This is a genomic window from Marivirga sp., assembly GCF_051117495.1.
In the GTDB taxonomy this organism is placed as follows: Bacteria; Bacteroidota; Bacteroidia; order Cytophagales; family Cyclobacteriaceae; genus Marivirga.
This window is the reverse complement of the sequence record NZ_JBNPEF010000008.1, coordinates 101,899-111,581: the sequence shown is the minus strand read 5'-3', so window position 1 is coordinate 111,581 and position 9,683 is coordinate 101,899. Positions and strand designations below refer to the sequence as shown.

7 protein-coding genes are annotated in these 9,683 nt (G+C 37.0%); 3 read left to right on the top strand and 4 right to left on the bottom strand.

Features of this window, described 5'->3' with window-relative positions:
• Nucleotide 1: 1 nt before the first annotated feature.
• A complete protein-coding gene (locus ACFE0M_RS05730; RefSeq protein WP_434544372.1) occupies nt 2-97 on the top strand; it encodes a hypothetical protein in 96 nt (31 codons plus the stop codon).
• Nucleotides 98-175: 78 nt separating this feature from the next.
• On the opposite strand, the gene ACFE0M_RS05725 is transcribed toward ACFE0M_RS05730, so the two are convergent.
• The 3 genes from ACFE0M_RS05725 to ACFE0M_RS05715 all read right to left on the bottom strand — a co-directional run bounded on the left by ACFE0M_RS05725 (nt 176) and on the right by ACFE0M_RS05715 (nt 4,126).
• Nucleotides 176-2,701: an ABC transporter permease gene (locus ACFE0M_RS05725; RefSeq protein ID WP_434544787.1), complete on the bottom strand. Its 2,526-nt coding sequence runs from the start codon at nt 2,699-2,701 to the stop codon at nt 176-178.
• Nucleotides 2,702-2,711: 10 nt separating this feature from the next.
• Nucleotides 2,712-3,410, bottom strand: coding sequence for an ABC transporter ATP-binding protein (locus ACFE0M_RS05720; protein ID WP_434544786.1), 699 nt, complete (start codon nt 3,408-3,410; stop codon nt 2,712-2,714).
• A gap of 242 nt (nt 3,411-3,652) precedes the next feature.
• Nucleotides 3,653-4,126 carry a hypothetical protein gene (locus ACFE0M_RS05715; protein WP_434544785.1) on the bottom strand — a complete coding sequence of 158 codons (474 nt, stop codon included), beginning with the start codon at nt 4,124-4,126 and terminating at the stop codon, nt 3,653-3,655.
• 120 nt (nt 4,127-4,246) lie between these two features.
• Here ACFE0M_RS05715 and ACFE0M_RS05710 point away from each other — a divergent pair, with 120 nt between their 5' ends.
• Nucleotides 4,247-6,157: a CocE/NonD family hydrolase gene (locus tag ACFE0M_RS05710; protein ID WP_434544784.1), complete on the top strand. Its 1,911-nt coding sequence runs from the start codon at nt 4,247-4,249 to the stop codon at nt 6,155-6,157.
• Nucleotides 6,158-6,293: 136 nt separating this feature from the next.
• A complete protein-coding gene (locus ACFE0M_RS05705) occupies nt 6,294-7,169 on the top strand; it encodes a cation diffusion facilitator family transporter (protein ID WP_434544783.1) in 876 nt (291 codons plus the stop codon).
• A 188-nt stretch (nt 7,170-7,357) separates the two neighbouring features.
• Here ACFE0M_RS05705 and ACFE0M_RS05700 read toward each other — a convergent pair whose 3' ends face one another.
• A complete protein-coding gene (locus ACFE0M_RS05700; protein ID WP_434544782.1) occupies nt 7,358-9,589 on the bottom strand; it encodes a M1 family metallopeptidase in 2,232 nt (743 codons plus the stop codon).
• Nucleotides 9,590-9,683: the final 94 nt, after the last annotated feature.

The window sequence follows — 9,683 nt, the reverse complement described above, 5'->3', positions numbered from 1 at the left end:
TATCGAAATATGGTATAACAGAAGAAGAAAACACAGCTATTTAGGATATTTATCACCTGAACAATTTAATGAAAATAATTATTCAAAATGCGCTTAATTATTTGTCCAGTTTTTTGTTGCAAGTCCACAGCGCACGTTGCGAAGCAAAACGCGTGCAAAGTACTGAAGTTAAAAATCAAACCTCCTTCCTCAATATCTCCAAAGGTGGCTTATTCACTACCGATCTACTATTAGTTAATCCAATGAAAACGGTTAGGCCGGTTATTGCAATATAGGTAATCAATACCGCCCATAGATTAGGTACAAAAACAGTTTCAAAGCTAAAGTAAGCTAATCCCCATGCTGATAAAATGGCGATAATGATTCCTGTCAAACTGGAAATGCTTCCTAAAAAGAAATATTCCATAAAGTTGATGCGGACGATTTGTTTTCTACTTGCTCCAATGGTCCTTAATAAAACCGCTTCTTGCATCCTTTGGAATTTGCTAATGTTTACTGCGCCAATCAATACAATCACGCCTGTGATAATGCTAAAGAACGCCATAAATTGGATCACGAAAGAGATTTTACCTAATACTTCATCCACTGTTTTCAAAATCAAGTCTAAATCGATGATGGAAATATTAGGAAATTTGCTTACTACTTTTTGTTGATATTGGGCAGATTTCTCTACTTTCTCGTAGCGAGTTAACAGCACATGAAATTTAGGTGCTTCTTCTAAAACGCCTTCTGGGAAAACAACCAAGAAATTGGTTTGTACCCTTTGCCAGTCGATTTCTCTAATGCTACCAACATAGCATTGAATCAGTGCGCCTTGCACATTAAATGTCAGCGGATCTCCTAGTCCAACTTTCATGTCTTCAGCTAAACCTTGATCTAAAGAAATCAAAATCGAATCATTAGGGTTTTTAACTTTCCCACTCCACTCTCCTTCTATGATTGTTTCTGAATCAATTAAACTATCACGATAGGTTACTCTATACTCCCTTCTCAATACCCAACTTCGAACTCCGGCAGTAGTATCTTCTTTAATCTTATCAACTGATTCGCCTTTCAGACTATGGAGTTTCATGGTAACGATTGGTACTTCCTGAATCACAGGCAAGCTGTCATTATTAGTGATATTGATTACCTCATCCACTTGATCACTTTGGATGTCGAACAGGACCATATTCGGTTGATTTTCACTACTGCTCAATTTTACTTTATCTAGTAGTAAATCTTGACTGAGCATTAAAGTAGTGATCAATGCCGTGCCCAAACCGATCGTCACTACCAGAATTAAAGTCTGATTATTGGGTCTATACAAATTCGCCAAGCCTTGTCTTGTAGTAAAAGCTGCCTTTTCAGGGAAATATTTTCTTACTGCCCAAATGATTAATCTACTTACGCCCATCAAGATTAGGGCGGCCACTAACAATGAAGCAGTGAAAACCCCTGCTTCTTCAAGAGAATTTAGCTGTAAAAAAGAAAAAGCAAATACAAAGATGATAACCAATATATAAACAAAACGACTGGCTTTTGAGGTTTTGCCCCAGCCTAAACTTCTTAATACATTCAGTGGAGAAACTTTACGAATCTGCAACAGCGGTACTAGAGCAAATAAGATTGAAGCCAAAAGACCAATCACTATGCCTTGAAGGAAAGAACTAAAACTAAAAGTCAATTCAATTTCAAACGGTAAGAAATCCGCAAATAATTGTGGCAAGAAATATTGAATACTGCTTCCTATCAAAGCACCAATTACGGAACCAATTAATCCAATTACTGCAATTTGGATTAAGAAAATCCACATGCCTTGTAAAGAAGAAGCACCCAAACAGCGCAATATGGCTACTGATTTTACTTTCTCTTTTACATAAACCTGTACAGAGCTGGCTACTCCAATACAGCCCAAAAGCAAAGCAATAAAGGCTGTTAAATTGAGAAAACCTGTTAGATCAGAATAAGCATCACCCAATTCTTCTTTTCTTTCCTCCACATCATCAAATCGGATTTCCTCTTTTTCCAAGCGAGGCTTTAAGACCTCATTAAAATATTTTTGATCGTCAATGCCATCCGGAAACTTGATGTAGAGTTTGTAATTAATGCGACTTCCTTTTTGCATCAAGCCCGTTTCTTCCAGTTTAGAAAATGGAATAAAAACAGGAGGAGCCACCGTAGTGGTAATAGCAGATTGTCCAGGTGTTTTATTGATTTCACCTGCTATGGAAAACACTTTAGTTCCTATTCGAACCGAATCATTAGGGTTTACATTAAACTGCAGCATTAATGATTGATCCACCAATGCTTTCTCGCTGTTATTGTAGCTGGTAGCAGATTCAAAAGGAGTAGTTTCTATTGTGCCATAAAATGGATAATTGGCCTCTACTGCTCGAACATTGATCAATCTTGTTCCCCCATTTTTTGGAAAATACACCATACTGGCAAAGGCCCTTTCCTCGGAAAGTTCTAAGTTTTCATTTTGCAGAAATTGATAAATCGAATCTGGAAAAGGACTTCGACTTTCCAGTTCCACATCAGCACCTAAAAGCTCTTTGGCTTCTGAGTTAATCTGCTCTGTAAGATTATCTCCAAAAGAATTGATGGCTACTAGTGCTGCTATGCCCAGCACTATACTGCTCATAAACAGAAACAAACGCGAACGGTTTCTACGACTATTGCGCCAAGCCATTTTCAATAACCAGTTTAAATTTTGCATGAGAATGGTTTTAAGCTTCTTGAGATGTTAAGTTGGCAGAATCTTTTATCAGTTTTCCTCCTTTTAGTTGTAGGATTCGATCCGTTCTTTTCGCCAGATCATGATCATGAGTAACCAAAACTAATGTGGTACCCAATTCCTTATTCAAGTTAAATATGAGGGATTCAATGGTTTCTCCGGTTTCCTGGTCTAAGTTTCCGGTTGGCTCATCAGCAAATAAAATTTTGGGTTGGTTGGCAAAAGCTCTGGCAATAGAAACCCTTTGTTGCTCACCGCCCGACAGTTGCGAAGCATAATGATCCATTCTGTCACCTAATCCTACTTTTTGTAATAAATCCACTGCAATAGGCTTAACATTTTTCTTGCCCAGTAACTCCAAAGGTACCATCACATTTTCCAAGGCTGTAAGCGTGGGTAATAAATTAAAGCTTTGAAAAATAAATCCTACTGAAGCATTTCGAACGGCTGCTCTTTCATCCTCAGAAAGCTTTTCCAATTGTTTTCCATCAAGTGTAACCGAACCTGTTCCAGCTTCATCCAGGCCTGCACATAATCCCAGTAGTGTAGTTTTTCCACTACCAGATGGCCCAATAATGGCACAACTGCTTCCCGGGTTAATTTCAAAATTAATATCGGAAAGTACGGTTAATGACTTTTCTCCTGATTGATAAGTTTTACTTAAATTCTGGACTGCTAAAATCTGATTCATGCGTATTTTTTTAACGACCATCCCGATCAGTCGGGACAGGCTATGGAATTCACAATAAATATTTATCAGGCGGTCGATTTAAATTCACCTGCAAATATTTATGCTCATTTCATCAATTTATTTATCTGCTACAACTTATGGGGAAACGGTTGAAGGGAGAAACAGTTTAAAGAATATGATAAATGGAAAAGAAGCTGTTTTATTTAGTAATTATTAGGATTGTATATTATTATAAATTTAGCTTATTTCAAGTTTTCAAAATTAAAATTTTCGATAAAAAAGCTTCCGTTTTTTACGACTTTAGAATCATTTAGTGTTCCAAACCTAATTGCAGAAAAAGAAAACCTACCTTTCAAAACCCCAACTTTTTTATCAACTGTTGAAAGTTCAATTTTCCCATTATCAGATGGTCTGTTTGCAATATAGCTTACTCCAAGTTCATTTATTTGTGCGCTTGCCTCCCAACCAAAAGAAATTTTATAATCTTCTTGAAAAGCACTGTTTTTTAATATGATTATTATTTCTGATCCACTGATTGAATCACTTGCAATTAAATAAGTTCTGGCTCCACCCATTGTCTCCGTTTTAATAGTATGGGCTTTGAAATTATAATCATCAATTACTGCGGTAAAGTGTGGCTTTGAAATTGGTTCAGGATCTTCACTTTTGCAAGCGAAGCTAATCATTAAAACCAAGAAATATATTTGTCTCTTCATAGTTATATGACTTAAATTATTTAGAGCTTGTTCATTGCCATTTATAAAAAAGTAAATTGCTAATGGTCAATTCTAACACTTATTTACTAAATTATCCACCCAAATTAAACTTTATTTAAAATGAAGAAACATATACTATTTTTAATTGGCTTTTGCTTGTTTTTGAGCCCAAAGCTTTGGGCGCAGGAGGAGGAAAGTAATTATGTTAAGGAAAATTACGACAAAGAAGAAGTTTACATCCCGATGAGAGATGGCACTCGACTTTATACCGCCATCTACACTCCAAAGGAAAAAGGAAAGCATCCGATTATGATGCAAAGAACTTGTTACAGTATTGCTCCCTACGGACCAGATGAGTATAAGCGTTCTTTAGGGCCATCCAAATACTTAATGGAGGACAAATTTATTTTCGTTTATCAGGATGTAAGAGGAAGATGGATGTCGGAAGGTGAGTTCACCAATATGACTCCTAACATCCCAGGCAATAAGCATAAAAAAGAAGCCGATGAAAGCTCAGATACTTATGACACTATAGAGTGGTTGTTGAAACATTTGAAAGGAAAAACCAATGGAAAAGTAGGGCAATGGGGAATTAGCTATCCAGGATTTTATACCGCTGCAGCTTTACCTGATGCGCATCCAGCATTGAAAGCAAGTTCCCCGCAAGCACCAATTGGAGATTTTTTCTTCGATGATTTTCATCATAATGGTGCTTATTTACAATCTTATACAGCGGCATATCCTGTTTTTGGATACCAAACTGAAGAACCGACCACTGAATCTTGGTATAGAGAGGCTTTTGCCAGAATGAGGACTGCTAATGCCATTGATGGCTATGACTATCACTTAGACATGGGGCCTTTGAAAAACATTACCGAGAAAATCCATTTTGACAATGAGTTTTGGCAACAGACTGTGGAACATCCTAATTATGATGAATTCTGGCAGAAGAGAAGTATTATTCCACACTTAGATGATATTGACCATGCTGTTATGACGGTAGGGGGATGGTTTGATGCCGAAGATTTATATGGCCCGTTGAATATTTATAAAACTATTGAAAAAAATAGCCCTGATACATATAATACCATCGTTTTTGGGCCTTGGAGTCATGGTGATTGGGCTAGGGAAAAAGGCTTTCAAGCGGTAAATCATATTTATTTTGGAGATAGTATTTCCACTTTTTATCAAACAGAAATTGAACGCACTTTCTTCAATCATTTTTTGAGAGAAGGGGAAGGCAAACCGGAATTACCTGAGGCTTATATGTTTGATACTGGCTTGAAAGAGTGGCAAAAATTTGATGTTTGGCCACCACAAATCCCAAAAACTACTTTAGGCTTTGCTCAAAACGGGAAATTATTGATCAATGATGAAGGAAGCATTGAAGATGAATTCAGCTATGTTTCTGATCCGGCTAAACCTGTTCCTTATACCTCATTTACGGAAAGTGTGACTTTTACTCCTCGCCCATACATGACCGATGATCAGCGTCATGCGGCCCGCAGACCAGATGTTTTGGTTTGGGAGTCGGATCCTTTGGAAGAGAACTTAACCTTAGCTGGTGAAATTGCAGCTAAATTAAAAGTGGCCATTTCTTCTACCGATGCGGATTTTATAGTGAAAATCATTGATGTTTATCCTGGCGACCATGAAAGCTACGAGCATAATCCCGACAATATTGTGATGGGTAATTATCAGCAATTAGTGAGAGCAGAAGTTTTCAGAGGTAGGTTTAGAGATAGTTTTGCAGATCCAAAACCATTTGTTCCAAATGAAGAAGATGAGGTTGAAATTGCCTTGCAGGATATTCTACATACATTCAAAAAAGGGCATAAAGTAATGGTGCAAATCCACAGTACTTGGTTCCCTTATATTGACAGAAACCCACAGAAATATGTGGAAAATATCTACAAAGCAGAAGAAGAGGATTTCATTAAAGCCACGATTACAGTAAAAGGAGATTCTAAAATTGAAATTGGTGAGTTGGAAACCACACCGCAATCTTTGCAATTAGAGTTGGATAAGTAATTTAAAATTTTAAAGTAATTAAAAAGCCACTTAATTAAATTTTAAGTGGCTTTTTCGTTTTATGATTTTACAAATTTCTATTTAAAGTCCATTTGAGGTTAGTACTTCAAATGACGATTGTCTATTTTTGATTTCTATGAAAAAGGAAAGCAGACTTAAGTGGGTCATATTGCTCAATATGATTATTACAGTTTCTCAAATCGTTGGAGGAATTGTAGGGAATTCCATGGCCCTGATTTCCGATGCCATGCACAATTTCAGTGATGTGGCGGCTTTAATCATAAGTCTCGTAGCCATTATTTTAGCTAAAAAGGAAGCTACTTACAGCAAGTCATTTGGCTATAAAAGGGCGGAAGTCTTGGCGGCTTTTGTTAATTCTGCAGTCATTATTGCTGTTGCGGTTTACATTATAATAGAAAGTGTTCAGCGCTTGCAAATAACGCAAACGCTGGAAATTAATAACGATTTGGTGATTTGGTTAGCGGGAATTGCCATAATTGCCAATGGACTAAGTGTTTTATTTTTAGCGAAGGATGCAAAGCATAGCATGAATATGAAATCTGCCTTTTTGCATTTACTTTCTGATACATTATTCTCAGCAGCAGTTTTAGGTGGAGGCTTGGCCATGAAATATTATGGAGTAACTTGGGTAGATGGCGTTTTATCAATATTAATCGGAATATATTTAATGGCCACTTCTTGGCAACTATTGTGGGGCACAACCAAAATATTATTGCAATTTGTGCCTGAGGGAATCAATATTCCCAAATTGGTAGAGGAGGTGGAAGAGTTAACAGAAGTAAAGAACATTCACCATATTCATGTTTGGCAATTAGATGAATACACCATTCATCTGGAAGCCCATGTAGATTTAAGACAAGATTTGAATGTGAGCCAAACACATGAAATTCAGAAGAAAATTGAAGATTTATTGCACACCAATTTTTCCATTGGACATATAACCCTGCAATTTGAACATGGCTTAGAAGAAAATAAGAAGTTGATTCAGTAAAAAAGCCCTTTATAATATATGCTATCTAAAGCACAAGCGGATGCTTGCGCTATCTTAATTTAGTCTGTTCCAATTTAGCACTGGTTCAAGCATCCGCTAGTGCTAAGGAGAAACAACTGATTCAATAAAAAAACCATCCCTTGACTTATTGCCAAAGGATGGTTTTCAATATCTAATCATTATGAATTTTACTCTCCTTTTTCTTTAAACTCGTCCAATTTGGTTTTGCTTTCCGTTTTTGGGAACACATTGTTAGAATTATCTGTGTCCGCTAATTCTCCTTCAGGATCGAAAACGATTTTGGAAACTTCCTTATCCAAAATCAACATTTTACGGGTTTTGCCTTCATTTTTTCTCCATATCTCTGCCGGAATATATTTTTGCTCTGTAGAGCCATCTTTATATTCAAGATTAAATAATAATGGAGTTACCAAACCGCCTTTATTACTAAGAGTCACTTCATAAAAATGTTTATCAGCATATCTCGCTTTGATTGCCTCATCATCCACTTTATTGCGGTACTCACCATACCAAAATTCAGGTGTTTCAGAAACAGAAATGTAAGCAGGGCCATCACTGAAATCAGTTTTCATTTCTTTTTCTTCTTTTTCGCCTAAATCACCCTCAGGAGCTTTTGTGTTTTTCTCCATATCGGATTCATCCTGTGCAATACGGAAATATTTTACCTCATCAACACTTACATCTACATGATCGGTAGTATAGAACCATCCTCTCCAGAACCAATCCAAATCAACCGCTGAAGCATCTTCCATAGTTCGGAAGAAATCAGCAGGAGTTGGGTGCTTAAACATCCATCTTTGGGCATAGGCTTTAAATGATTCATCAAAAAGCTCAGGCCCCATAATGGTATTTCTCAATAAATTTAAGGCAGCGGCCGGTTTCGAATAAGCATTAGGCCCTAACCTTAGTACTTGTTCTGGGTTGGTCATAATGGGTCTTTGCTGGTCTTTGCTACTTTTCATGTAACCAGTAACTGCTTGTGGAATGTTATCTGAATATGGTAAGTCCGGATAATATTCAAACATCACATTTGATTCTAAGAATGAATTTAATCCTTCATCCATCCAAGCCCACTGACGCTCGTCAGAATTTACGATCATTGGAAAGAAGTTATGCCCAATTTCATGCACGATCACATAAGTCATACCTAATTGAGTTCTGACAGAATATTCTCCATTTTTATCGGGTCTTCCGAAGTTAAAGCAAATCATTGGGTATTCCATTCCGATAGATGCGGCATGTACTGAGGTTGCTTGTGGGTAAGGGTAATCAAATGTTCTTTCAGAATATAATACCAAAGTGTTTTTAACCGCTTTGGTTGATTCTTCCTCCCAAAGTGGGTTTCCTTCTTTCGGGTAGAATGATTGTGCAAATGGTTTTGTCGTTTCCAATTCCACCATTTGACCGTCCCAAATGAATTTTCTGGATGCGGCAAAACCGAAATCCCTCACATTTTCAGCTTTAAATTTCCAAGTCTCATACTTTGAAGACTTTTCTTTTTCGTTTTCAATAGCTTCCTCTTCTGTAACAATGAAAGTCTGTTCAGTTGATTTTAAAGCTTTTTCATATCTTTTAGCCTGGTCTTTTGTCAATACTTCTTTCGGATTTTGCACCATTCCGGTAGCTCCCACGATAAAATCATCTGGAACTGTGATTTCCACATCATAATCTCCGAAGGTAAGCGCAAACTCTCCTGATCCTAAGAATTGTTTGTTTTGCCAGCCTTCCACATCATTGTAAACCGCCATTCTTGGGAAAAACTGAGCGATGGTATATAGTGCGTTTCCATCTTCCTCGAAATATTCATATCCACTTCTTCCGCCACCTTTCATTCTGTCATTTACAAAGTAATTCCATTCAACAGAAAATGAAATGTTTTCTCCTGGCTTTAATGTTTGTGGTAAACGGATTTTCATCATGGTTTTTTGAACCAGATAATCCATTTCATCCCCATCAGCATTTTTTACTGATTCAATATTAAAACCGCCTGGGAAATCGTAGGAATTACCGCCATTGGCAACATATTGCTCTAAATATTTACCAGGAATGGTATCGTTAAAGAAAGTAGCCGTTCCTACTAATTCGCTGTCAGATCCCTCTGCTCTCATGTTTTGGTCTAACTGTAACCACAAATAATTTAAAGGATGCGGGGATTGGTTATAGTAAGTGATAGTTTCAGAACCTGTAATCTTGTTGGCAGCTTCATCCAATTTTACTTTTATAGAATAATCAGCTTTTTGTTGCCAGTAGTTTTCACCGGGTGCACCTGAGGCAGTTCTGTAGGAATTAGGAGTAGGCAACATACTGCCTAATTGTTCAAAACGCTCTTTGTATTCTTGCTCTTGTGCCACTGCAAAAAATGGAGCACAGATCAGCATCATGATTAATAGTTTCTTCATAGTCTTCATATTATTAGCTAAAAATATATCCCAATACTACTAAAAATTTATGTGGCATCCATTTTTGGCATTTCAAAATTACACCAAAGGGCAA

Coding starts and splice junctions, on each gene's coding strand:
- ACFE0M_RS05725 (WP_434544787.1), bottom strand. CDS start 2,701: ATGCAAAATTTAAACTGGTTATTGAAAATGGCTTGGCGCAATAGTCGT.
- ACFE0M_RS05720 (WP_434544786.1), bottom strand. CDS start 3,410: ATGAATCAGATTTTAGCAGTCCAGAATTTAAGTAAAACTTATCAATCA.
- ACFE0M_RS05715 (WP_434544785.1), bottom strand. CDS start 4,126: ATGAAGAGACAAATATATTTCTTGGTTTTAATGATTAGCTTCGCTTGC.
- ACFE0M_RS05710 (WP_434544784.1), top strand. CDS start 4,247: ATGAAGAAACATATACTATTTTTAATTGGCTTTTGCTTGTTTTTGAGC.
- ACFE0M_RS05705 (WP_434544783.1), top strand. CDS start 6,294: ATGAAAAAGGAAAGCAGACTTAAGTGGGTCATATTGCTCAATATGATT.
- ACFE0M_RS05700 (WP_434544782.1), bottom strand. CDS start 9,589: ATGAAGAAACTATTAATCATGATGCTGATCTGTGCTCCATTTTTTGCA.